The organism is Vibrio sp. LB10LO1, assembly GCF_010092875.1.
Lineage (GTDB): Bacteria > Pseudomonadota > Gammaproteobacteria > Enterobacterales > Vibrionaceae > Vibrio > Vibrio campbellii.
Map to the genome: position 1 here is coordinate 39,500 of NZ_JAADJW010000013.1, position 23,547 is coordinate 63,046.

20 protein-coding genes are annotated in these 23,547 nt (G+C 46.0%); 4 read left to right on the top strand and 16 right to left on the bottom strand.

Translation table 11 applies throughout. From position 1 onward, the window contains the following. Nucleotides 1-748 precede the first annotated feature (748 nt). A complete protein-coding gene (locus GXP65_RS11560) occupies nt 749-2,068 on the bottom strand; it encodes a peptidoglycan DD-metalloendopeptidase family protein (protein ID WP_162092857.1) in 1,320 nt (439 codons plus the stop codon). A gap of 256 nt (nt 2,069-2,324) precedes the next feature. Further along, nucleotides 2,325-2,876, bottom strand: a complete 552-nt coding sequence (locus GXP65_RS11565) for an ATP-binding protein (RefSeq protein WP_162092858.1) — start codon at nt 2,874-2,876, stop codon at nt 2,325-2,327. A gap of 499 nt (nt 2,877-3,375) precedes the next feature. Here GXP65_RS11565 and GXP65_RS11570 point away from each other — a divergent pair, with 499 nt between their 5' ends. Then, nucleotides 3,376-4,311: an NADH:flavin oxidoreductase gene (locus tag GXP65_RS11570; protein WP_240334992.1), complete on the top strand. Its 936-nt coding sequence runs from the start codon at nt 3,376-3,378 to the stop codon at nt 4,309-4,311. Between the two features lie 136 nt (nt 4,312-4,447). Here the strand turns inward: GXP65_RS11570 and GXP65_RS11575 are convergent, their stop codons facing one another. Then, nucleotides 4,448-5,008, bottom strand: a complete 561-nt coding sequence (locus GXP65_RS11575) for a hypothetical protein (protein WP_045454520.1) — start codon at nt 5,006-5,008, stop codon at nt 4,448-4,450. A gap of 163 nt (nt 5,009-5,171) precedes the next feature. Here GXP65_RS11575 and GXP65_RS11580 point away from each other — a divergent pair, with 163 nt between their 5' ends. Then, nucleotides 5,172-6,593, top strand: coding sequence for an amidohydrolase family protein (locus GXP65_RS11580; RefSeq protein WP_162092859.1), 1,422 nt, complete (start codon nt 5,172-5,174; stop codon nt 6,591-6,593). Between the two features lie 44 nt (nt 6,594-6,637). On the opposite strand, the gene GXP65_RS11585 is transcribed toward GXP65_RS11580, so the two are convergent. The 3 genes from GXP65_RS11585 to GXP65_RS11595 form a co-directional block, all read right to left on the bottom strand. After that, nucleotides 6,638-8,293 carry a SpoIIE family protein phosphatase gene (locus GXP65_RS11585; RefSeq protein ID WP_162092860.1) on the bottom strand — a complete coding sequence of 552 codons (1,656 nt, stop codon included), beginning with the start codon at nt 8,291-8,293 and terminating at the stop codon, nt 6,638-6,640. Between the two features lie 21 nt (nt 8,294-8,314). Continuing rightward, nucleotides 8,315-8,575, bottom strand: coding sequence for a hypothetical protein (locus GXP65_RS11590; RefSeq protein ID WP_071235930.1), 261 nt, complete (start codon nt 8,573-8,575; stop codon nt 8,315-8,317). Between the two features lie 254 nt (nt 8,576-8,829). Further along, complete coding sequence (locus tag GXP65_RS11595) at nt 8,830-9,444, bottom strand: glutathione S-transferase (RefSeq protein WP_162092861.1); 615 nt, start codon at nt 9,442-9,444, stop codon at nt 8,830-8,832. 284 nt (nt 9,445-9,728) lie between these two features. Here GXP65_RS11595 and GXP65_RS11600 point away from each other — a divergent pair, with 284 nt between their 5' ends. Further along, complete coding sequence (locus tag GXP65_RS11600; protein WP_162092862.1) at nt 9,729-10,304, top strand: TetR/AcrR family transcriptional regulator; 576 nt, start codon at nt 9,729-9,731, stop codon at nt 10,302-10,304. Between the two features lies 1 nt (nt 10,305). After that, nucleotides 10,306-10,710, top strand: coding sequence for a PPC domain-containing DNA-binding protein (locus GXP65_RS11605; protein ID WP_009704592.1), 405 nt, complete (start codon nt 10,306-10,308; stop codon nt 10,708-10,710). A 98-nt stretch (nt 10,711-10,808) separates the two neighbouring features. Here the strand turns inward: GXP65_RS11605 and nirD are convergent, their stop codons facing one another. From nirD to GXP65_RS11655, 10 genes are all read right to left on the bottom strand, one after another. Beyond that, complete coding sequence (nirD, locus tag GXP65_RS11610; protein ID WP_162092863.1) at nt 10,809-11,144, bottom strand: nitrite reductase small subunit NirD; 336 nt, start codon at nt 11,142-11,144, stop codon at nt 10,809-10,811. Beyond that, nucleotides 11,145-13,664: a nitrite reductase large subunit NirB gene (gene nirB / locus GXP65_RS11615; RefSeq protein ID WP_162092864.1), complete on the bottom strand. Its 2,520-nt coding sequence runs from the start codon at nt 13,662-13,664 to the stop codon at nt 11,145-11,147. A 10-nt stretch (nt 13,665-13,674) separates the two neighbouring features. Beyond that, nucleotides 13,675-14,511 (bottom strand): ABC transporter ATP-binding protein, encoded by an 837-nt coding sequence (locus tag GXP65_RS11620; RefSeq protein WP_162092865.1) that lies wholly within the window; start codon nt 14,509-14,511, stop codon nt 13,675-13,677. A gap of 11 nt (nt 14,512-14,522) precedes the next feature. Further along, a complete protein-coding gene (locus GXP65_RS11625; RefSeq protein ID WP_005375889.1) occupies nt 14,523-15,488 on the bottom strand; it encodes an ABC transporter permease in 966 nt (321 codons plus the stop codon). 80 nt (nt 15,489-15,568) lie between these two features. After that, complete coding sequence (locus tag GXP65_RS11630; protein ID WP_162092866.1) at nt 15,569-16,933, bottom strand: CmpA/NrtA family ABC transporter substrate-binding protein; 1,365 nt, start codon at nt 16,931-16,933, stop codon at nt 15,569-15,571. 265 nt (nt 16,934-17,198) lie between these two features. Next, nucleotides 17,199-17,780, bottom strand: coding sequence for an ANTAR domain-containing protein (locus GXP65_RS11635; protein ID WP_162092867.1), 582 nt, complete (start codon nt 17,778-17,780; stop codon nt 17,199-17,201). A gap of 72 nt (nt 17,781-17,852) precedes the next feature. After that, nucleotides 17,853-18,770: a dienelactone hydrolase family protein gene (locus tag GXP65_RS11640; RefSeq protein ID WP_162092868.1), complete on the bottom strand. Its 918-nt coding sequence runs from the start codon at nt 18,768-18,770 to the stop codon at nt 17,853-17,855. Between the two features lie 225 nt (nt 18,771-18,995). After that, on the bottom strand, nt 18,996-19,949 hold the full coding sequence (locus tag GXP65_RS11645; protein ID WP_162092869.1) for a glycosyl transferase family protein: 954 nt from the start codon (nt 19,947-19,949) through the stop codon (nt 18,996-18,998). Further along, the gene (gene cobA, locus GXP65_RS11650; RefSeq protein WP_162092870.1) at nt 19,946-20,851 is read right to left on the bottom strand and encodes a uroporphyrinogen-III C-methyltransferase; all 906 of its coding nucleotides are present in this window, start codon (nt 20,849-20,851) and stop codon (nt 19,946-19,948) included. Before cobA ends, GXP65_RS11645 begins: the two co-directional genes overlap by 4 nt. Nucleotides 20,852-20,871: 20 nt before the next feature. Then, complete coding sequence (locus GXP65_RS11655) at nt 20,872-23,535, bottom strand: nitrate reductase (RefSeq protein WP_162092871.1); 2,664 nt, start codon at nt 23,533-23,535, stop codon at nt 20,872-20,874. Between the last annotated feature and the right edge of the window lie 12 nt (nt 23,536-23,547).

Genomic DNA, 23,547 nt, shown 5'->3' on the forward strand with positions numbered 1-23,547 from the left:
TTGCAAGCACACTTAATTTATAAATAAAAATAACCAAGGCAAAAATTCATTTTCACTTCTGGGATAAATATCAAAATTTATCTATTTATGGGAATAAAACCACAATTTTATAAACCATATGATTATATAAGAGCCAATTAAATACTATTTATAGAATAAACTTAATTAGCCACCTTTAATTTAGCGAAACGAAAGCTATTGAATTTAGCTGGAAAGGAGATGTTTCAACGACATAAAAAGAGACTATAACAAGCCGGTCAAAAAAAGAATAAAAATCCAATATAACAACAATTTAAATGAGACAACTCAATAAAAAATCATATTTAAAAGAATAAACCACATGATTGCCATGTAGTAAATTTCGCACAATAAATAAGTCACATGAATGGTTATTTCATTTCAATACCACTTTGGAATATGAAGTAAAGATGCAAAATTAATAAAAAATCGAAGTCAACATTTGCTTTTATTTGGAATTAACGTCACACATTTTTCATGAGCTACAGAAATAATAATTATCCTACAACATCTAGAGTATTAATTCTATTTTCAACTTAATAGTTCAATTAACAATCTAACTATCATTCTAATCCTTTCACTTTTTCTAATATAGCTCGACCTTGACAATAATGTATTTACGCTTGTTTTGTGTTTATTTTACCCACTATTTCTCCAAGTATTACAATCAAAAAAGGCAAGCCGAAGCCTGCCTTTCACTGCGTATTGCACTTTTTATCTGAGATTAGGCTCAAGAAGTCCGTTTTTCCTCTTTCGCGTCCACATTGCTCGCGTTTTGCTCTATGGAAACCATGTCATCAAACTGAGAAATTCTTGCCAAGAATGCAGGCTTGTCTTTACTTGGGATCGAGCTTGCAAGTGGCAAGTCTGCTTTCATTGAATCGACCGCTCGATTTCGTACCAGTACTTCGAAGTGCAGGTGTGGGCCTGTTAGACGACCTGTCGCTCCGGAAAGCGCAATCTTCTGCCCACGCTTAACATGGTCTCCTTTCTTAACTAAGAAACGGCTCAAATGCAGATAACGCGTTTTGTAGACACTGTTATGCTCTATTACCAAGTATTTCCCCGCATAAGGATGGTTACGAATCGCAATCACTTTACCATCGCCAGTAGAGTAGACTGGAGAGCCAACAGGCGTCGCGAAATCCGTGCCATTATGTGGTGAGATACGTCCTGTCACTGGGTGTTTCCGATAAGGGTTGAAAGGTGAGGTAATACGACGGAACTGTTTGTCGACAGGGTAACGATTGAATGCTTGCTCAAGGCTGTTTCCATCTCGGTCATAAAAACGTCCATCTTCCGCCAAAAACGCCTCCACATCTTTGCCGCGCATCTTGATTGCAATGCCTTGTACTTCTGTATTGCCAGTTAAATGATCATCAACATATTGGCGACGAACCAACACATGAAAACTATCACCAGCACGAAGTTCGCGAGCAAAATTCACTTTATCGCGCAATACACGTGTGATGTTGGCAATCTGGGTCGTAGTTAAGCCTTGTCGATGAGCAGACGATGAGAAGCTACCGTTGATCGTCCCTGAGTGCATTTCCTCACGCCATTCACCCGGCTCTTCCACAAAGTCATACGCAAAAGTACCATCGCTGTTTTGCGTGTAGATCGCGCGTTCAACGAGACTCTCATGGAAAATCACTTGCTGTAAGGTTTTAGTGTCTCTATCCACCACAAACTCGAGGTGGTCGCCTGGTTTAATGGTATCGAGCTTAAGTGAGATTAAGTCAGCTTCAAGAAGCTTCTGCGTCGTTTCGTACGGCACACCCCATGAAGAAAAAATCGTGCTAAGCGTATCGCCGACTTTGACGAAGTAATGAATACGAGCAATGTTGTCATGACCTTCAGCGGAGCGGTCATTCTTTTGTGTCGCCTCCGTTGATTGAGTGCCAGACTTTGGAGCGCTCTCTAACTGAGAATAAGGCGTCACCTTAATAGTGATTTCTTCAGGTTTCGTTTCTGCTTGATAGGTGAGGTATGCTGCGAGAGAGAATGCGGTAGCAGCGACAGCAATGAGTGAATAACGAACAAACTTCATAATACTTGGATTGACTGAAAACAATAGTTGTTATGTTATAACATCATGCAGTCACAATGAAAACATTACGTATTTGAGAACTTTGTTTCTAAGCTTTATTGGGTTCTATAAGCCGCTCTTTTGATCAGGAAAGCTTATAGAAAAAAAGACCAAGTCAACCTTGCCCTTCTCTATGATTACCAAATCGTGTTTTAGTTCATCGGACTGACAAAACTTCTGCAAATTCGTCTTAACGGCCCCTCTATGCACGGAAATACTAGCCTATCATGGGACCGCCTTTTAGGCTTTCGAGTATAAATTGCACTCGTTGCTCGACGTTGAGTGTTGGAACTTCAATCAGCGTGTATCCGAATCGTTCGTATGCTGCAACCATCACCTGATAAGTTCTCACGGCTTCCGAAAAGTTTTGCTTTCTCTCTTCATCGTTGACAAAAATGGCCTCCCAAGGTGGGAAGATGAAAATGTGTTTGGCGTATTGTTGTTCCTCACAGGCATTCGTTAACGCTTGCGGGATAGGTAAACTTTCGAGTTGGCTATAGCCGTATGAATCCACAATACCGCGGTCAAAGAAGACGAACTCATTATGATACTTGTGGGCTTCATAATTGTTTTGCTCTTCGCGCACCATTTCATCACGAAAAGCGATTTTGTTTTTCCAAGGTAAAGCCTCACCACCAAGTGCCACTTGATGTTGGATCACCTTACGCCCGGTTTCTGCTGCGCAAACGTAACCAAGCTTAGTAAGATGCTCAATCACTGAGGTTTTGCCCGAACCCGGACCACCAGTAAATACGATTAGGTTATTCATTTAGACCTCAATGGTTAAAAATAGAAGGTTTAAAGGTAAAGGGTTATCTTATCGCCGCTTATTCCGACTTAAGGGCGTTAGTGGCATTAACGTAGAAACAACGCGAAAGAATGGATGTCATGACGCAAAGTTGGTCTTAGACGACATTACGCGGGAAAGATTAGGATAACGCTTCGAGAGGAAATCAATAGAAGTGCACAAAAAGGCGCTAGAAACTGCCTCTGCATTATAAACGTACTGACGTAAAATGCACGGCTGTAAATTACATTACCCTCCCCTAAATCTGTGACCAAGCATGGCAATCCTCTGAATAACAGACGAAATGAATCGGCTTTTTGAGTATAACCATTGAGCATCAGTTGTTAGTCGCAACTTACTCAGTAAGAAACACCACGTTTACGTTGCCAAAGAACTTAAGACATACGAAGGATCTTATGACTCGTTTCGCTCCGCTAAAAGCCGCTAACCACCAGCTCAAAAACCGTCTAGTTGTGCAACCATGGCTTCCCAAACCGCGACGACCGATGGCATTGCTACACAAACCACCATTCAACACTATGACAAACTGGCGCAATCTGGTGCGGGTCTTGTGATGGTGGAATACAGCTTTGTCGACTTTACTGGTCGAAGTGAGCCAAACCAATTAGGGGCATACAGCGATAATTGTATCGAGGGAATGCAAGCGATCGCAGCAGTCATTCATGCTCGCGGAGCAAAAGCAGGCTTCCAAATTACCCACTGTGGCGGTAAAGCCCAGTTAGATGTTTGCCCAGAATTAATGGGACCTTCCGGCATAACCGTGCCCGCTTTCGATCGCGTGTTACCACAACCAAAAGCAATGACACAGGAAGACATGCTTGTTTGGCGTCAGAACTTTATTGATGCAGCCCTGCGTGCCGACAAGGCTGGGTTTGATTTTGTCGAACTGCACTGTGCCCACGGTTATGGTTTAAACCAAGTTCTTTCTCCGGTCACAAACCAGCGTAATGACCAATACGGCGGGTCATTAGAAAACCGCGCTCGTTTGGTGGTCGAGATCATCGAAGCCATCAAAGCTCAGAGCCATATTGGCGTGATGGTTCGCATCCCCGGGCAAGACCTCTACCCAGAAGGGTTAACGCAAAACGACATGGTGAAAGTGTGTCAGTTACTCATCAAAGCGGGTTTAGATGTTATCGACGTTTCATCGGGTATTGGGGGCTGGAATCGTCCCAAAGACCGCCGTGGCGAAGGCTATCTTGTATCAGAGTCAACCTTCTTAAAACAAACAGACTTGGGTGTTCCAATCATCGGTGTGGGTGGAATTGAAAGTGCAGAATACATCGACCAAGCGGTAAACAACGGCTGGCTCGATTTGGCAGCCGTCGGCCGTGCCATATTGAAAGACCCTCTCGCCTTTAATAAGCAGATCATGCAACAAGAAGTCAGTGCATAACCCCCTATTCAAAAACAACAAATGCCGAAGCAACCTACATCACTTCGGCATTTTTGTTATCACTCTTGGTTCTGTTTTCGCACTTATTTCTGTCTTTCCACTTGGTTTGACTTTCGCGGTTAAGGCAAGATACGAATTACCACTTAACGATTCCCAGCGTCACTTTGACACCGCCAACTAACGTTGAACCGCCATAGTCTTTTGCTAGGCGCAGCAAGGTGTCATGAAAGCCTAAGTTTGGAAAAGCCGCTTCAACTTCTGCGATGGTTTCTTTACTCAACCCTTTGCGAACACTGCCTTTGGTCGCATCAATCCAGTCTGCTTTCCGACACGCTTCTATCACTTTTTGGTGCGGACCTTTATACGGAGAAATCTTATGATGCCAATGAATCGCTCCACGCAAAGCATCAGGATCTAAACCCCATTCAAAGTGTTCATTGTCAGCTAACGCTGCAGCTTCAGAGGGTTCGAGATAAGCCAACTCATAGTCAGTCCACAAGCCAATGTCGTGATAAACAAATGCCGTTTCAACTAACTGCTCGTACCGCTCATCATTGCCTAAAAAATGCATCGCATATGTAATGGTCCGATATACATGATTTCTATAACCGGGAAAATCGTCACCGATCTGCTCTTTGTATTTAGCAAACAACAATTCGACACGTGGCCGGTCCCGTTTAATTTCTATTCTCGACATATCACAGTGCTCCTTGGCGCGTGCATCTGTGTTGTACAAAGTTAAAGCATAGCACCTGAATGATTTGTTCAATTCACTGTCGCGAAATGGCAATTCAGCTCAAGCCTATTTTCCTAAGATAGCCTCAGTTCCCAAATTCAGTTTGAAATTCAACGAGGTTTTTATGCTTAAGAAAACACTTATCGCTACTTCTCTTGCTGTTGTTGCTGGCTCACTGATGGCGGCACCAGTGGTTACCACGACTCAAACCGAAACGGTTGCCGAGCAACCCCAGGTTACCGTGTTCACTAACGTGAATATCTTTAACGGCACCGATAACAAGCTGTTTAAGAATCAATCGGTTGTTGTCACTGGCAATAAGATCACCGCGATCACCGAAGGTAATCCCGACGTACCTAGCGATGCTAAGGTCATTGATGGTGAAGGCAGAACCTTGATGCCGGGCTTGGTGGAATCACACATGCACCTTGCATTGCCAAAAGGCTTATTGGGCACAAACGATATGCGTTGGTCGGAAATCGCGGTTCATGCTCAAGGCTTTGGTGAGATGTACCTAAATATGGGCTTCTCAACAATTCGTGATGTGGGCGGTGCAGAAGGCTCATGGACAGATATGGAACGCGATGGTCGCTTAAACGCCTTCCCTCGTACTTTTGTTTCTGGTGCTCCTATCGCCCCTGTCGGTGGTCACTCTGACGTTGGTCTGCAATCTCGTCGCCTAACGGATTCACCTCAAAACCTTGAGATCCTGAATATCATGTCGACACCTGCTGGTGTGGATGCGATTCATGAACAAGGTCGATACAACTTCCGTCAGGGCGCGCAGTTTTTAAAGGTATTCCAATCTGGTGGAGTGTCGTCTAAGTTCGACCCGTGGCAGTACCAGTCATTGCTAGATTCGGAACTGAAAGCGGCCGTTGATATCGCAAATTCATATGGCTCTTACGTATCGACACACGCTTATTCAGAAAAAGCGATTAACCAAGCGCTAGATACAGGAGTGAAGACCATTGAGCACGGCTTTATGTATTCACCTGAGCACCACAAACGCTTTAAAGAAGAAGGTGCATTCTTAGTGACAAACCTAACTGCGTTTTCTCCAGAACTTGCGAAGACGCCTGTAGTGCAAGATCCAATGATCCAAGCGAAGCTGCATTCGGCGCAAAAAGCATTCGACTCTTACGTTGATAACGTCAATGAGGTGAACCCAGACTACCGCGCGTTTAATACCGACTGTGTTGGCGTTGCGTCGACCTGTGCAAAGCAAATTGCGCATGAGATTTACCTAAACGCGAAGTTCTTTGGAAACTACAATGCACTTAAAGCAATGACTTCGGTCGGCGGTCGAATCCCAGCAGAGTTGATGGAAGATTGGATCAACCCATATTCAGACGGCAAAATCGGTGTGATTGAGGTTGGTGCTTATGCAGATATCTTGCTTATTGATGGTAACCCGCTAGAAGACATTACCTTAGTCGGCGGACGTGAGACTTGGTTTACCAACGATGCGAAGCCAGACGGTTCTCACCTAACAGAAATGGATCTCATCATGAAAGATGGTCAGATCTTTAAAAACACACTGTAATTAAATACAACTCACCTCGCCTTTGCGGGGTGAGTTTTATCGAACTAAGACGATTTAATTACCGTAAACTCGTTCCTTCCAGCTTGGCTGCACACCGAAAACGCATCCGTCATCTGGGCAATGAGCATCAAACCTCGTCCTGAAGGCATCCAACTCTCTTCATCGAATAGATTTGGCGTCTCAATTTGCTTTGAGGTGTAACTTTGGAAGGTTTCATCAGAAATGCGATTGCCATAATCAAATACACGCACTTCTATGTTGTGCTGCTCACCTTGTGTTAGTTCGCATTCTAACTCAACCGTTTTTCCGGTTTGTTCTTGATAGGCATGGATGAAAGCATTGTTCATCAACTCAACCACACACAGCTCAAGGGTTTGCGTGACATGAGAAGAAACCGAATGTTGTTGAAGGAATTCAACCAATTCGAGACTCGCTTGGCGTGAAACTTCTAAAGACGCTTGATAGGATTTCTGGAATAGCGAACTTGTCGACTTAACAGCTTGCGATTGTGCACAGCCCAACCATTGCACTTTCAACAAGCTCACATCATCGTCGATTTCTGGTTTTCCTTGCCAGTTTTGCACTCGCTCCAAAACGGCATTGGTTTGTGCTTTTTCTGGCATCGCTTTACTCCCTTCGATGTTTGATAGCAGTCGATCAATGCCGTAAAGCTCCTCACCTTGCTTGGCTTCCAATAAGCCATCGGAGAAGAACCAAAGCGCATCATTAGGCTTGAGTTGGATACTGCCACCTTGGTACATCATCGGCTCCAATGCCCCGACAATGAAGTTGTTGTCACCAACAAGTTCCAAGCGGTTTTGTTCCGTCTGTTGCCAAACGAATTTAGGGTGGCCTGCAGTGCAATATTTCAGTTCACCAGATTCGGTGTTCAACACGGCGTATTCAATAGTGAAATAGAGCTTGCTGTTTTGCGTTTGCTGATAGCGTCGATTAAGCCTTTCAATCACAGCGGCAGGCTCACTGATACGGTATTCATTATTGCTCCAGTCTAACGTTATCGACTCCGACTTGTTACGTTGTGACAAAGTTTGTTGAATCGAGAACGCCATCAACGCCGAAGAAATACCGTGCCCGGAAACATCAAAGACATAAAACGCAACGTGCGATTCATCAAGCTCCACATAGCCCAACATATCCCCACCGATCTTGGTACAAGGGACATAAGTGAAGCTAAATTGTGCCGTGTGAATCTCTTCTTCCACGGGTAACAACTGCTCCATTAGTTCCCCAGCAGAATCCAAGTCTTGTTGAATAGTTTGATAAGCCAAGTTGAGTTCTTGGTTTTTCGTGGTGAGCGTATTGTGCAGCTCTAACGTACGAAAGCCCGCTCGAATGCGCGCTTGCAGCTCAGCGACAGAAGTCTTCTTATCAACAAAGTCATCGGCGCCTGCATCCATACCTTTGATGATGGATTCTTGATCGTTACGCGAAGAGAGAAGCACAAAGAAGATGTAACGTGAAAACGCCGACGACTTAAGCGCACGACAAAGCTCAATGCCACTAATACCCGGCATCATCAAATCGCTGAGTACAAACTGAAGATCAGTTCGGTGAGTCAGCACCTCTAAAGCAGACTCACCATCTTCAACGGCAATGACTTCATATCCTTGCTTTTGCAGTGCGCTGGTCATGTAAAGCAGAACCGTTTTACTGTCGTCAACCAACAATATGGACTTCATGCGTCTCCTTGCTTTTTTGCGTTATTGCAGCACGCTACTTATGGATTGTTCATCTCTAAAGCGGTTGTAATCTTCTGCTAAAAGTTGGTGTTGATAACGGGTGTAAGATAACGCCTCATTCGAGATGACAATTTGGTTTTCTTTTTCCATCAATTGCCCGCGCAGCAACTCAATTTGCTGATGTTGCTGAGTGTGACTTTGATACATTGCAACGAGTCCGCATACAGACGCTACGAGCAGTGTACAAAGCACGCCATTAAGGGTTTTACTTCGAACACGCATAACCTCTCCTTGTCGCTTGGTGTCCTTCATTACTTGATGAATTCCAATAATGATTGGGACGTCTACAAACTAAGAACGTAACGTTCCAAAACGCCGTGAGAGCCAATTGAGGTTGTTTTATTATCAAAGTTAATTATAGGAGAAAGGCAGAAAAAGAAGAGAAAACCTGAGCAAATTGAAGATCTTTGCGCTTAAAACGACAAAAAGCAGCGAACTTGTACAAGCTTCACTGCTTTGTTGATGAGGACTCAGCCTCAGTCTTGGAATGCCTCACGCACCGAGACTTGCTCAAACCAACGCGCAATATTTGGGTAAGTTTCGAACACTTCAATACTCAAACCATTTACAGCAAAACCAACAAAAATGTAGCCAGTAATGTCCACGATGGTGAAGTTGTCCGTCGCGAGGTGCTCACTTTCTGACAAGCGCTTATCTAGCGTAGGTAGGAACTCCAACACGCGAGATTTCGATTCGTCACCCCACGCAGCAACACAGTTTTCACGATCTTGGTAAATTGCTGTGATATTGCGAAACGCCTGAAAAGCCGTGTACAAGCCTTGGAATTCGACAACGCGATGCCACATTTCCACCTGAGCACGTTCGAGCTGGTTAGCGCCAAACAGAGCCAGATCATTTTCAAACGCTTCATCTAGGTAGCGACAAATCGCCACGCTTTCACAGATCGTCGTGCCATCATCCAATTCCAGTAGAGGCACTTTGCCGTTCACACTTTTCGATTTAAACGCTTCAGATAGGTTATCGCCCTCTCGAACGTTCAGCGCAATTCGCTCAACCTCGCCACCGATTTCCTTCAGAAAAATGCTAACTCGCTTACAACTTGGAGTCATTGCGGTTTCATAGAGCTTCATTTCACATCCTTTTATCTTTTTCTAACCGATTGGTTAGGATATACTGTAGCCAGTTTATAAACGATCAGTCAAGAACTTCACTATCTAAAATTTTCAAACAGTTGTGGGTCTGTTTGCTGAGCGAAATTTTTGATGCCGTTTGTGAGTTCACATGAATTTGGGGGCTGATACCCAAGAATAGATGGGTATTCATCATATTGGTTCAGTTCGAACGCTAGAGGTTCTCTGTACCATCCCTCCAAAGCAATTCAATTACCCGATAAGCAGACCCAGGCAGGTAATTTATGGCAAGAAAAGCCAACTTCGACCGAGATGAAAAGCTTCTCGTGGCTATGGATGTGTTTTGGCGCAAGGGCTTTGCGAACACGTCTATCTCGGATCTCACCGACGAGTTGAATATCAACCGCTTCAGTCTTTACAACACCTATGGTGACAAGCAACAGCTCTACTACGAAGCGCTCGATACTTACTTGAAAAAGGTCTCGCTACCGTCATTGAATGATTTGGAAAAAGACAACGCGTCTTTACCTGAGTTGGAATCGTTCCTTAAATCTTTTGCTGAGCTGCAACGCAAACGCAACTGTGGATGCTTTATTCAAAATGCGTTGATTGAGCATGCAGGTGAAGACGATGACGTACTGCGCAAAGGGCATTTTTTGTTTGACCATCTTATCGACATCATTGCGGATGCGCTGACCAACGCGCAAAAGGAAACCTTAGTGCCAAAAACGCTGAAACCAGAAGAGCTTGCTCGTTTTGTTCTCAACAACATGCAAGGTATGCGTGTACTTGGCAAAGCCAAACGTTATGCCGACTTGGATACGGCGCTTTCCTGCTTGCTGGTTTTGATTAGGAAGTGACATGTCGATTGAAGTGATAGCAGTACGTCTTACCAAAGGCATGGACTTAAAGCTGAGCCTAGCGAAATTGGTCGAGCAGCACGGTATCAAAGCGGGTTCAATTGCTTCATGCGTTGGCTGTATCTCTGACCTCAACCTTCGTTTGGCAGGTGCAGAGAGTACGTTAACCAAACAAGAGCCATTTGAAATCGTCTCTGTGATGGGAACCCTAACGCCTGAACATCAACACGTTCATATCTCGGTGTCTGATCGTGAAGGACGAGTTTGGGGTGGGCATTTGCTGGAAGGCACTGTGATTGATACTACCGCAGAATTGATCATCCATTCGTACTCAGAACTTGAGTTCACTAGAGCGATGGACGACTCGACTGGCTATACCGAACTACAAGTGAATCCTTCTAAATAACAAAAAGCTCCAGAGCCATACTGTGCTGTCTCTGGAGCTTTATTCGCTTATCGCTTACGCTAAGAATTTACTCATATCGAGCAAGCTAATTTCGAGGATCATTCTTCGACTAAGTAACAAACCTGATTATCGTCGACCGTTATTTGCCACGTTTTTAGACAGTGCGCTTCGTCTTCCAAACACTGTCCGCTCTTTAAGCTGAAATGCTGTTTGTATAAAGGCGATGCAACACACATCTCACCATCAATATCACCTACAATCCCTCGACTCATCACATAAGCCTTACCAATTGGGTCCCAATCCTGAACAGCGTAAACACCGTTATCAGGAATGTAGAATAACGCGACATGCTCGCCTTCAATCAATACAGTGGCACCGATAAACGGCATTAAGTCATCAAGCTGACACAATTTCACTTTGGTTAAAGCTGCCATTTACACCTCCTGTTTCACTGGAATACGCTGACCGCGCACACGTTGGTACGGCAAGACTTTGCTGCCCGACGTGCTGTTCAAGAAAGGACGGAAGCGTTGCAATTTTTGAGGATTATCCAGCGTACTCTTCCACTCACATTGATAGGTATCTACGACGCGCGCCATTTGTTCATCCAAAGAGTCACATAGATTCAGAGAGTCATCCAGAATCACTTGCTTAAGGTAATCTAAGCCCCCTTCCATGTTCTCCATCCACACAGACGTACGCTGCAAGCGATCTGCGGTGCTGACGTAGAACATCAAAACTCGGTCAATCATGGTGATCAACTCTGATTTGGATAAGTCGGATGCAAACAAATCCGCGTGTCTTGGTCTCATGCCACCATTACCACAAACGTATAGATTCCAACCGTTTTCAGTGGCGATCACCCCAATGTCTTTACTTTGCGCTTCTGCACACTCGCGAGTACAGCCCGATACGGCAAACTTAAGCTTATGGGGCGCTCGCAATCCTTTGTAGCGGTTCTCTAACTCAATGGCTAATCCAACTGAATCATCAACACCATAACGACACCAAGTAGAACCCACGCAAGATTTCACGGTGCGCACCGATTTACCGTAGGCGTGCCCTGTTTCAAAACCAGCATCAATTAAGGTTTGCCAGATTTCAGGAAGCTGTTCTAACTGCGCACCAAATAAATCCACGCGCTGACCGCCAGTTATCTTGGTGTACAGATCGTATTGCTGAGCGACTTCACCTAGCACGATAAGTTTGTCTGGTGTGATTTCGCCGCCTGGAACACGAGGCACAATCGAGTAAGAGCCATCTTTTTGGAGGTTTGCCATAAAGGCATCGTTAGAATCTTGCAGAGATTGATGCTGTGGCTCCATGATGTGTTCATTCCACAAAGAAGCAAACACAGATGCCGCTGTCGGCTTACAGATATCACACCCATGCCCTTTGCCATGCAGTGCAATTAAGGTGTCGAAGTCTTTGATTTGTTCCACTTGGCAAATATGGAACATCTCTTGGCGACTGAGCTCAAAGTGCTCACAAAGGTGGTTGTTAACCTCTACTCCCATGGCTGCTAATTGAGTATCCAATACCGACTTCACCATATTGCTACACCCACCACAGCCAGTACCGGCTTTGGTGTTGGCTTTAAGGTCCGTTAGGTTGGTGGTTCCGGCTTGAATCTCGGCAACTAAGTCGCCTTTTGTGACGTTGTGACAAGAACAGATGATGGCGCTGTCTGGCATCTCTCCGTCCAACATTCCGGTATCAAACAGCAGGTTCGCAGCGTGGTCTGGCAGGAGCGTTTTGTTCAAATAACACTGCAAAAGCGCATCGTAGTCGCTGTTGTCACCAACGAGAATCGCACCAAGCAATTGAGTGCCACTCGCATCAACCACCAACTTTTTGTAGATGCCTGCAACCGCATCTTGCAGCACCATTTCTTGAGCGCCTTCGGTTTGCATTTGTGCATCGCCGATAGACGCCACATCCACCCCAAGCAGCTTGAGTTTGGTGCTCATGTCTGCACCTTTAAAACCTTCGCTCGGCATCCCAGTCAAGACATCGGCGGTGGTTCTCGCCATAGTGTAACCGGGTGCGACTAAACCAAAGATCTTCTGCTCCCAAAGGGCACATTCGCCAATCGCATATATGCTCTCATCGCTAGTTTTGCATTGGTTATTAATCACAATACCGCCTCGCTCGCCTACTTCTAGCTCAGCCAACCTTGCCAACTCATCCTGAGGGCGAATGCCTGCGGAGAAAACTATGACATCCACTTCGAGAGGATCTTTGTCTTTAAAAACCATACGATGCTTAGCCGTTTCACCATCGCAGATTCGTTCCGTACCCGTTGAGGTGTGAACGGTTAGCCCTAGCGCTTCAATCTTCTCTTTTAGCACTAAGCCAGCACCATCATCTAACTGCACGGGCATCAGGCGAGGAGCAAATTCAATCACGTGAGTTTCTAACCCCAATAGTTTGAGTGCGTTTGCCGCTTCTAAACCCAATAAGCCGCCGCCAATCACTGCCCCTGTTCTTGCGCCTTCACATGCCTTTTTGATTTGTGAAAGGTCATCAAGTGTGCGGTAGACAAACACGTTGGCGCGGTCTTTACCTTCAATTGGCGGCACAAATGGGTATGAACCGGTTGCGAGCACGAGTTGGTCGTAACCCAGCACATCTTCACCATCAAGCAGAATGCGCTTTTGCTCTCTGTCGATGCCTGTTACTTGGCTGCCAAGTACGAGTTGGATGCCATGCATGTCGTACCATTCTTGGGTACTCAGCATCAAATCATCATGAGAGTTACCCGCAAACAAAGAGGACAACTGTACACGGTCATACGCGATAAAACGCTCTGCACCAATCACGGTAATTCGGTGCTCCAAATGCGCGTTTTTCTGCACTAATTGCTCGACGAGGTGTTGCCCGACCATACCGTTGCCTACCACAACGATGTGGCTCAATGCGTTCTTTACTGGAATCGTTAAAGGACTGTTCATCGCTGCCTCCTTATGCAGTTTGCGCTGCGGTTTTGGGTTTGTCTTCTTTCGAAGCAGGAATCTCGACTTTGGATTGCTTCTCGTAAAGGAACTTCAACACCGCTTGTCGACACTTCTGATACTGCGCATCATTTGCCAGTGCTACACGCTCACGAGGGCGAGGTAGATTTACTTCTAACACTTCTCCAATGGTTGCTGCCGGTCCATTAGTCATCATCACGATTTTGTCAGATAGCAACACGGCTTCATCCACGTCGTGGGTAATCATGATGACAGTGTTGTTTAGCTCGGCTTGAATCTTCATCAGTGCATCCTGCAAATGCGCACGTGTTAACGCATCCAACGCACCAAATGGCTCATCCATCAGCAGAACCTTCGGTTGAAGTGCCAGTGCTCTCGCAATGCCGACTCGCTGCTTCATACCACCAGAGATTTCATCCGGTTTTTTGTGCGCGGCATGCTGCATTTGAATCAACTCCAAGTAGTGATTCACTTGTTCCTGAATCCACGCTTTGCCCTTTTTGCCGGCAATTTGTTTTACTGCAAGCTCAACGTTTTGATACACGGTTAACCAAGGCAATAATGAATGGTTTTGGAACACCACTGCGCGGTCAGGTCCCGGTCCAGCTACTTCTCGTCCATCGACGATCACACCGCCGTCTGTTGGCATGTGCAGCCCTGCAACTAAGTTCAATACCGTTGATTTACCACAGCCAGAGTGACCAATTAGGGATACAAACTCGCCTTTATTTATTTGTAAATCGACGTTCTTAAGCGCGATGAACTCGCCATCTGGCGTTGGGAATCGCATCCCTAATCGCGTTAGATCTAATAATGCTTTTTCCATGATCGTTTCCCTTATCTCAACGCTTGTTGTTTATTCCAAGACAACCACTTTTGAAGTTGCAGCATGCCTCTATCGAGCATCAAACCGATAAAGCCGATGGTGATGACAGCCACCATGATGCGCCCCAATGATGCCGAGCTGCCGTTCTGGAATTCATCCCAAACGAACTTGCCTAACCCTGGGTTCTGAGCGAGCATTTCTGCCGCAATCAACACCATCCATGCGATACCTAAAGAGAGACGTAAACCTGTGAAGATCATTGGAATGGCAGAAGGTAAAACGATGGTGCGGATGTGCTGCCACCACGAAAGTTGAAGCACTTTGCTCACGTTGATTAAGTCTTTATCAACGCTCGTTACACCCACAGCGGTATTAATCAGCGTCGGCCACAAGCTACACAGCGCCACTGTGATCAGTGAGTTGATGAACGACTTAGCAAACATCGGGTCATCACTCACATAAGTGGCACTCACCACCATAGTAACGATAGGCAGCCATGCCAAAGGTGATACAGGCTTGAGCAATTGAATGATTGGGTTGAACGCTTGATACAGCCCTTGATTAAGACCAAGCACGATGCCAAGCGGAATCGCGATAACCGTCGCCAGCAAAAAGCCCGCAGTCACAGTCACTAAGCTTGTTATGATTTGATCGAAGAACGTCGGCTTACCTGTGTAAGGACGAATCTTCACTTCCGCGTCTGGATTCTTGGCTAACTTCGCAGCATTTCGTTTTTCCTGACGTTCGATAAACGCTTGTTCCTTTTCTCGCTCTTGCCAATGGTCATCGACAAGGTTGCTGAACTGCTGAAAAGTTTGCACAGGTCCCGGTAGCGTACCTAATGAGGTTTGCACTTCTCTCGCTGCTAAGTGCCACATTGCCAAAAAGATAAGCAAACCAATGACGGGCAAAAGCACCAACCGACTTCGGTTCACTACCTGCTTAGCAGGAAACAGGGAAATGACATTACTAGACATACTCACTCCTAAGAAATTTACATCCTTGTTATTGCGGGCAGACTCACCTGCCCGCTGTATTTTTTGTAGGACTGCTCATCCTAAACTTTGTCTTTTCCTTTAAGCCCGATAGAGAACTTCTCTAGATATTTATTTGGCTCGCGACCGTCATAAACGATGTTGTCGATAAAGTGTGTTTGTGGCGCGCGAAAACCATCTTCAGCACTGAAATCTGGGAAGTCTTTTTTGCTCAACACACCATCTTCAATCAGTGCTTGAGCTGCTTGTTGGTAGATATCTGGACGGTAAACCTCTTTTGCCACATCCATGTACCAATCATCGGATTTCTCGCTTGAGATTTGTCCCCAGCGGCGCATTTGAGTCAGATACCAAATCGCATCGCTGTAATACGGATATGTGGCGTTATGACGGAAGAACACGTTGAAGTCTGGCACGTCTCGTTTGTCGCCTTTCTCGTATTCAAATGTTCCGGTCATTGAGTTGGCGATAACTTCGGCATCGGCTCCGACGTACTCGCTCTTCGCCAACATCTTCACAGCTTCTTGGCGGTTGGCATTGACGTTTTCATCCAACCAATGTGCCGCTCGAATCAAGGCTTTCACTACGCGAATGTGCGTGTTTGGATACTTCTCAGCCCAAGCTTTAGAAACACCAAACACTTTCTCTGGGTTGTTCTTCCAGATCTCGTAATCGGTCACGACTGGTGTGCCTATGCCTTTGAATACGGCTTGTTGGTTCCATGGTTCGCCTACGCAGTACCCTTTGATCGTACCCGCTTCCATCGTTGCTGGCATTTGTGGTGGCGGTGTAACACTCAAAAGAACGTCAGCATCCAACTGACCACTGTTGTCACCGGATTCTGGTGCGTAAAAACCTGGATGAATCCCGCCTGCCGCTAACCAGTAACGCAACTCATAGTTGTGCGTCGATACAGGAAACACCATGCCCATGTTGAACGGTTTGCCTTTATCCAGATAGCTGTCGACCACAGGCTTCAATGCATCCGCTTTGATTGGGTGAACTGGTTTACCATCCGGTTGCTTTGGAATGTACTGCTTCATCTGCTCCCAAGTATCATTGGAAACCGTGATTGCGTTACCGTTCAAATCCATACTGAACGCGGTTATCACTTCTGCTTTTGTGCCGACACCAATCGTCGCGCCCAATGGCTGACCAGCAAGCATGTGTGCACCAGCAAGCTCACCATCGATGACTCGGTCTAATAGCACCTTCCAGTTTGCTTGCGCTTCTAAAGTGACGTACAAGCCTTCATCTTCAAAAAAGCCTTTCTCATAAGCAACCGCCAGCGGTGCCATATCGGTTAACTTAATAAAACCAAACTTCAGGTCTTCAATTTCTGGCTCACCCAACTCTGCCTTTACGCTGACCGTGGTGAATACCGATAACGAAATTGCTGACACTTTCAGCATCGAACTCCATTTCATTGGTTTGCTCCCATAAAAAAAGCGCCACTACTCCGAAGAGCAGTAGCGCCGTTGCTAAGTCTACAATTACCGCCGTTGATAATTGAGATAAGCGATTCAACAATAAACCCAAATCTACTAATCCAATTACTGTGCCAACTTATTTTTCATTGTAAATACAATAAATTAGCGTATCTTGCTGTTTGTTATTCCCTGTTATTGCTTGCTGATAGTGCAACACGCACCACGTTAGAAAACGCACCCCAACCCCAAAGTGGTAGAACAACTAATCCAACACTTCCAAAGTTGTTATCAAATTCTTGGCAACTTGTGCGAGCGTTTGGCTGGATTGCATAGCTGAATTTCTAAGCGCTTTGTAAGCCTGTTCTTCATCAACGCTGTGCATCTTCATCAGCAGACCTTTGGCTTTTTCCACCAGCTTGCGCTCTTCAATCTTGTGGGTCAGCGATGCAATTTCCGATTGCATACTTTCGAATTTCGCTCTCACTAATGTTGCATGCTCAATCCAAGGTTGAAGTGCAAACTCACTATCGTGCGGCATAAGAACATAGCCCATTTTTTCCGATAAACGATTGATATCATTGGATGACAATTGCTTTAAGACGATAAGAAGTGGTGCCGATTTTCTGCGACAGAAATCGATAATTAGACGCAGCTCTGCGGTTGGTTGCTGCCATCCAACCACAACGCTTGCTGACGGTTCTCGTTGCATTAACGTTTCTAGCTGTGCCAATTGGCAACCGATGATGTCGTCGTAATCTTTGCTCAATAAGCCCGATAATCGAGCCTGCTCTTGGAGGCTATCACAGCATACTATGATGGGTGTTTTTGACGTTGATTGAGTCATGCACATTCCTTGTTTATATCTCACTCACTAAGAGAGACATAACAAGGACTGTGCCAACTAAAGTAGAAGCCTTTAACTAGAGGCGAGATGTTCTTTGAAGAAGCCGAGTGTGCGCTCCCAAGCGAGTGCGGCTTCTTCCGGTGCGTAGCGTGCTGTTGAGTCGTTATGGAAACCATGGTTGACGTTCTCATACATTAGCGCTTGATACTGTGCGTCGGTTGCAATCAATTGCTGTTCATAAGCGGGCCATGTGTCGTTAACACGCTTATCGAGTCCTGCAAAGTGAATCATCAACGGCCCTTTGACTTGCTTTTGGATCTCTTGTGCCGCTGGTGTTCCATAGAAAGGCACACCTGCATCGAGCTCATCGGGCATCACTGCTGCAAGCATATTGACAATATAACCACCGAAGCAGAACCCTACCGCCCCCAACCTACCGTTCCCATCCTCGTGCTGTTTGATGAAATTAGCTGCGGCAATAAAGTCTTGTTCAATCTTGGCTCTGTCCATCTCTTTCTGCATGGCGCGACCCTCATCATCATTCCCCGGATAGCCACCAAGTGGGTATAGGCCATCTGGGGCAAAAGCAATAAAGCCGTCTTTCGCGAGTCGTCTTGCGACATCTTTGATATAAGGGTTCAGACCTCGGTTTTCATGAATCACCAACACGGTCGGCGATTTCAAGGTCTTCTTCTGTGGCATCACCAAATAACCACGCCCTTCTCCATGCCCATTTGGAGATGGAAAGGTTTCGTAAGTTGCTTTGATGTCAGGATCGTTAAACGAAACTTGTTCTGCGAGTGCGTAATTCGGGGTTAGTGCATCGACCAGTGCCGTCATGCTAAAACCCAGCACCGCAAGGCCACCCAGCCTATTAAGGAACTCGCGGCGTGAGATCTTTCCGTGAGCGTATTCATCGTACCAATCGAAGGCTTCTTGCGGGATAGGATGAGAAGCCTTTTGTTTGGGAGGGGTATGCTTTAGAACCATTATCCATGTCCTCTACGTCTTACCATATGTTTATTTCAAACTCTCAGCGGCGAAACGAAGTTGAACGCGACTGATTCTTGAACGGTGGTTTCACCCCTGATAAGGAACGCAGCGGTGAAACACACATTGGCGAGCTAGGATCTTTTACCTTCTTCAAACAATAGATAATGGATTCAGATTCAACAACTTTGCGTCGTTGGTTTTACATTCATTGACAATAGTACGTTATTGCTGGCCGCAATAGGCTTGCCAGTAAGAGAAGGCGCGTTCGAATGCTTTTTCTCTGTCGTGCATTTGTGCAAACAAGACCACTGTCATGGTAGCGAGAACCGTATTTGCCATTTGGTTCATGTCATCTTCTGACGTACCAAACGGGCAATTTACTGACATTGACACCTCAGACAACATTTGCTCCGTCCAGTAGTGCGATGTCACGCCGCTTGTTTGGCTTAACCATACCGTTTGGCTTACTTTCGGGTTGTATTCTGACTCACCCGATTGTCCTTTAAATGACACAACGGCGTGAGCGGTTTGACCAATCTCATATTCGACTTCAGCATGAAGTTGTTGGAATCCAGGATGGAAGCTACCACGAATACCGACGGTCGCCTGCCCCGGGTTCAGTGCTCGAACCACAGTATTAATCGGCGTTCTAAGCCCATAACGATTCTTCCAACCAATCATGGTTTCTGCTTGAGGTGCAAACGAACTCAGCGGCAGATACACAATGTTTTGTGTTTCTAACACACGCTTCGCGTCTTCTGCTGATTCCGCTTTGTTGATATCAAACTTGTCGAGGTAATCTTCTGCGTGTAAACGACCAGATTGACGATCGTGATAACCATGCATCAACACTTTATGACCATTATCGGCGAGGATCTTCGCTGCCAACAGGTGCCAAGGTTGACCTGCCGCTTCACGTTTGCCTGCGTAACATGGCCAATCAATGTCTGCACCAATAGCTGGCATGCGGGATTGGAATGCTTTAACAAAGCCAGCGATTTCTTGTTGAGTCTCGTTCTGTACGCGGATCAGCATCAACAGCATTGCCATCTGATCGTCGTCGCACTCACCGTTTAGGTATTCATCCATAACTCGAAACGCTTGGTCAAAGTTCAGTGGTTTTCTGCCACGTTCGCCACGACCGACTGTTCTAATACATTCCAAAATGCTGCTCATATTCCCTCGTATTCCGTCACTGACTGTACGGTTTCTATTAGTTGTTCGCGCAGTTTGACAACTTCTCCCATCACAATCAATGCTGGGCTCACGCCTTTAAGTGTAATCGATAAATCATTGAGCTGATTGAGTTGGGTAACATGAACTTGTTGTTGAGGACTGCAACCATGAGTGATGATCGCGACAGGGAAATCTACTCTCAAACCGGAGCCTAATAAACCCGTTTGTATTTGCGATGACTTTTCTAACCCCATATAGAAGACTAACGTTTGTCCGCTTTGCATCAGATTGCTCCAAGCCTCAAATGCGCCTGTTACCACTTGCCCTGTCACAAAGGTAACGCTGCGAGCAACGCCACGATGAGTCAGCGGAATCAAGCTGTTTGCTGAACATCCAATCGCAGCGGTAATGCCGGGAATGACTTCGTACGCGATTGAGTGTTTGACGAGCGCTAATGCTTCTTCGCCTCCACGGCCAAATACGAAAGGATCTCCCCCTTTTAAGCGCACAACTCGCTTTCCTTGTTGAGCGAGCGACACCATCAAATCACAGATTTCTTCCTGAGCAATGCTGGGTTGTCCGCATCTTTTGCCCACGTAAATCCAATCAGCTTGTGGCGAAGACAACTCCAAAATATCTTTGTTAACCAAACGGTCGTACAGCAGAACCTCTGCCGACATAATCGCTTTTACAGCCTTTACCGTTAACAAGTCAGGATCGTGCGGCCCTGCTCCGACAATCGAGACAAAACCTTTGTGGTTCGCGTCGAGGTCTACTGAATGGTCTTCTAAAAGTTGGGTCAGTTTGCTTGCTTGGTCATGCTTAGAAAAGCGAGACGAGCGTTCTTGATTCTGACTCGCTTGTCCTTTCTTAAACCAAGACTTTTGATAAGGCGCTTCCATGTGCTTATCCTCTTTATGACTTACTTTATTTGAATAGCCAGACTTTGCTGGCTCGCTTGCTGTTTGCCCTTTTGATGCTGATGGCTGTCGACCATTTGTTTGATTTGAGAAATGCACGAGCCACAGTTAGTACCGCATTTGAGTTTGTTTTGCAGTTGAGTCAATGACGTGCAATCTTGTTTCTCCATCGCGTCATGTATTTGTTTATCGGTGACGCGGAAACAACTACAAACCAGTTTGGCACTGCTTTGCGATTGAGTGATGGTAAGCAGTTGCGATAGCTCCATCGGTTTGCCAATCAAGCCGGTAAAGTTGGTGTAGTCGGTTTGAATCGGTTCACTAGACACCACCAAAACAGAGCGAATGATACGAACGTCTCCAACAAGGTCGTAATCCACCGCTAGCCAACCTTGGGCAATATCTATCGTAATTCTGCGGCTCTTTTCCGTTCGACAAAAACTCTGCTTCTTTGGCCGCTTATCGTGTGCAAAGCGCCAAATGCCCAAATTGCTTTCTGCTTGAAATGCGCTGTAGAGAAATTTACCGGAATCAAACTGTGTACCGATGAACATACCGTAGGTTTTTACCGCCGCATCTTGCACTTCAACATAAGACGACTTAAACGCAGGCTGCCCGGAAATAGGGTCTTTTGCGCTGTTTACTATCGCGTTAACACTGCTTTCACCGCCATATCGACCCGCCCAGTGCATTGACATAAATAGCTCTTGAAAACCTAAACCTTCATCAATGGCAACTTTGGCATAAATACTGGTGTTTGAAGTAGGCTGAAACAGCTTGGTGAGTTGTCCTGCTTTTAAGCGATTTTGAGTAGCAGAGAGTGTGTTCATGTACACGGTTGGTTCTAACTCAGAGGCGGCAAGGTGTGCGATATGACCTGTGCGCGTCATGGTATGCCATTGGTCGCGTTGTCTGCCCGTATTGAGCCACCAGCCTTTTGTTCTCTCTAAACGCGTTGGAGATTCACTGGTCACGACAAAACGCGCTTTACCATCTGGGTGCGAATAGATGCCATCAGCAAAAGGGCGCTCTCCTCCCCATTGTGTCGGTACCCACTCTTCGTATTCTTGCTCGGTTAAGTTCGCGTGTTGAGACAGGTCGAGCTTCAATGGCGAATCGGCATTCATGCCTGTCATCGCCGCATATTCCCTGAATACCGACCGCTCAGAAGTAAATGCAAAACCATTTTGTGTCTTTTCCAATGCACACAGAGCTTGTCCGACTTGGCTTATCGCCCACCAATCTGATTTTGCTTCACCCGGAGGCGTTTGAAACTGGCGCTGCCTTGAAAGTCGACGCTCAGAATTGGTCACCATGCCTTGCTTCTCCCCCCAGCCAGCGGCGGGTAGCAATAGGTCCGCGTAATGCGCTACATCCGAATCCGCTGTGATATCGGAAACAATCACAAACGGACAAATCTCTAGTGCTCGTTTTACCAATTGGTTATCTGGTAAAGAGACAACGGGATTGGTTGCCATGATCCACAGAACTTTAATCTCACCACGTTCTACCGCCTCAAACAGCTCAACGGCTTTTAAACCGGGCTGAGTGGCAATTTCTGGTGAATCCCAAAACGCCTGCACTTGCTTGATAGACTCTGCGTCAAAAGCACGATGAACCGCTAACTGATTGGCCAATCCACCTACTTCTCGTCCACCCATCGCATTCGGCTGACCTGTAATAGAAAACGGCCCGCAACCTGACTTGGCAATTTTACCTGACGCCAAATGTGCATTAATAATGGCATTGCCTTTATCGACACCATTTTCGGCTTGGTTAACCCCTTGGCAAAACAACGTGATTGCGGTTGGGCTTTGTGCGAACCATTGGAATAATGTCGTAAGTTTTTCTTCTGAAATACCAATGGAAGACGTTAGATTAGTGACATCGTAACGCAAATCATAAACTTCTTCTGCAAGCGCATCAAACCCGTCGGTATAGGAGTTTATGTATTCAGAATCAATACATTGCTGCTCGATAAGAAACTTGAGCAGCCCATTAAAAAGTGACACATCCCCATCGTTTTTAATCGGTAGATGCAAATCCGCTTGCTGCGCGGTGACCGTTTCACGCGGGTCAATGACCACCAGCTTGAGGTTAGGATTGTTTTCTCTCGCTTGTTGAATACGTCGAAATAAAACAGGGTGCGTCCAAGCGGTATTCGCACCGCAGATGATCAACAGCTCGGTATTATCAATGTCATCGTAATTGACGGGAACGACATCTTCACCAAATGCTCGTACATGAGCCGCAACCGCCGAAGACATACATAGACGGGAGTTAGTATCGATGTTTGCGCTGCCAACATAGCCTTTCATAAGTTTGTTGGCGACGTAATAGTCTTCCGTCAACAACTGGCCTGACACGTACATCGCGACGGAATCCGATCCAAACTCCGCTTTCGCTTTATGAATCTTTTCTGCAATTAGATCTGTGGCTTGTTGCCATTGTACTTCTTGCCCTTGAGGTCGCTGCTTGGTGACAAGCTTTGGATACAGCAAGCGCGAAGGCATATTCAAGCTCTCTGCCAGCGCGACGCCCTTTACGCACAGTGATCCCGCATTTGCAGGATGACACGCATCCCCAACGATTCCTTTCGCATTGACCTCGACACCACACCCAACACCACAATAGGGACAAGTGGTTTTTTTGCATCCTTGCGACATTCCGCCCCCTGA

What these genes read in the sequence shown, in the direction of transcription:
- GXP65_RS11560 (WP_162092857.1), bottom strand. Translation starts at nt 2,068, where the DNA reads ATGAAGTTTGTTCGTTATTCACTCATTGCTGTCGCTGCTACCGCATTC.
- GXP65_RS11565 (WP_162092858.1), bottom strand. Translation starts at nt 2,876, where the DNA reads ATGAATAACCTAATCGTATTTACTGGTGGTCCGGGTTCGGGCAAAACC.
- GXP65_RS11570 (WP_240334992.1), top strand. Translation starts at nt 3,376, where the DNA reads ATGGCTTCCCAAACCGCGACGACCGATGGCATTGCTACACAAACCACC.
- GXP65_RS11575 (WP_045454520.1), bottom strand. Translation starts at nt 5,008, where the DNA reads ATGTCGAGAATAGAAATTAAACGGGACCGGCCACGTGTCGAATTGTTG.
- GXP65_RS11580 (WP_162092859.1), top strand. Translation starts at nt 5,172, where the DNA reads ATGCTTAAGAAAACACTTATCGCTACTTCTCTTGCTGTTGTTGCTGGC.
- GXP65_RS11585 (WP_162092860.1), bottom strand. Translation starts at nt 8,293, where the DNA reads ATGAAGTCCATATTGTTGGTTGACGACAGTAAAACGGTTCTGCTTTAC.
- GXP65_RS11590 (WP_071235930.1), bottom strand. Translation starts at nt 8,575, where the DNA reads ATGCGTGTTCGAAGTAAAACCCTTAATGGCGTGCTTTGTACACTGCTC.
- GXP65_RS11595 (WP_162092861.1), bottom strand. Translation starts at nt 9,444, where the DNA reads ATGAAGCTCTATGAAACCGCAATGACTCCAAGTTGTAAGCGAGTTAGC.
- GXP65_RS11600 (WP_162092862.1), top strand. Translation starts at nt 9,729, where the DNA reads ATGGCAAGAAAAGCCAACTTCGACCGAGATGAAAAGCTTCTCGTGGCT.
- GXP65_RS11605 (WP_009704592.1), top strand. Translation starts at nt 10,306, where the DNA reads ATGTCGATTGAAGTGATAGCAGTACGTCTTACCAAAGGCATGGACTTA.
- nirD (WP_162092863.1), bottom strand. Translation starts at nt 11,144, where the DNA reads ATGGCAGCTTTAACCAAAGTGAAATTGTGTCAGCTTGATGACTTAATG.
- nirB (WP_162092864.1), bottom strand. Translation starts at nt 13,664, where the DNA reads ATGAACAGTCCTTTAACGATTCCAGTAAAGAACGCATTGAGCCACATC.
- GXP65_RS11620 (WP_162092865.1), bottom strand. Translation starts at nt 14,511, where the DNA reads ATGGAAAAAGCATTATTAGATCTAACGCGATTAGGGATGCGATTCCCA.
- GXP65_RS11625 (WP_005375889.1), bottom strand. Translation starts at nt 15,488, where the DNA reads ATGTCTAGTAATGTCATTTCCCTGTTTCCTGCTAAGCAGGTAGTGAAC.
- GXP65_RS11630 (WP_162092866.1), bottom strand. Translation starts at nt 16,933, where the DNA reads ATGAAATGGAGTTCGATGCTGAAAGTGTCAGCAATTTCGTTATCGGTA.
- GXP65_RS11635 (WP_162092867.1), bottom strand. Translation starts at nt 17,780, where the DNA reads ATGACTCAATCAACGTCAAAAACACCCATCATAGTATGCTGTGATAGC.
- GXP65_RS11640 (WP_162092868.1), bottom strand. Translation starts at nt 18,770, where the DNA reads ATGGTTCTAAAGCATACCCCTCCCAAACAAAAGGCTTCTCATCCTATC.
- GXP65_RS11645 (WP_162092869.1), bottom strand. Translation starts at nt 19,949, where the DNA reads ATGAGCAGCATTTTGGAATGTATTAGAACAGTCGGTCGTGGCGAACGT.
- cobA (WP_162092870.1), bottom strand. Translation starts at nt 20,851, where the DNA reads ATGGAAGCGCCTTATCAAAAGTCTTGGTTTAAGAAAGGACAAGCGAGT.
- GXP65_RS11655 (WP_162092871.1), bottom strand. Translation starts at nt 23,535, where the DNA reads ATGTCGCAAGGATGCAAAAAAACCACTTGTCCCTATTGTGGTGTTGGG.